The sequence below is a fragment of the Salmonella sp. SAL4457 genome, from assembly GCF_046548235.1.
Lineage (GTDB): Bacteria > Pseudomonadota > Gammaproteobacteria > Enterobacterales > Enterobacteriaceae > Salmonella > Salmonella enterica.
In genome coordinates, this window is the sequence record NZ_JBGDZO010000986.1 from 1 (window position 1) to 251 (window position 251).

1 protein-coding gene is annotated in these 251 nt (G+C 70.1%); it reads left to right on the forward strand.

The annotated features are described in order from the left end of the window. The coding region (locus ACLJNW_RS27130) for a lysylphosphatidylglycerol synthase domain-containing protein (protein ID WP_410961652.1) at nucleotides 1–226 on the forward strand (226 nt) is incomplete at its 5' end. Between the last annotated feature and the right edge of the window lie 25 nt (nucleotides 227–251).

Sequence of the window (251 nt, forward strand, 5' to 3'; positions counted from 1 at the left end):
CGCCGGACAGCTCTCGCTGATCCCCGGCGGCGCCGGCGGCACCGAACTGACCTCGGCGGCCCTGCTGGCCCCCATGATCGGCAAGTCGACGGCGGCGGCGGCCATCGTCATCTGGCGAGCGGTGACCTTCTCTTTCTACCTCGTCGCCGGCGGCCCGGTGTTCGCCGTGCTCGCCGGACGCCCGCTGCTGAAGAAGCTGATCAGCAGTCGCGAGGCTTCTTCCTGAGCGTATCCTCGGCGTTAGCCTCGCC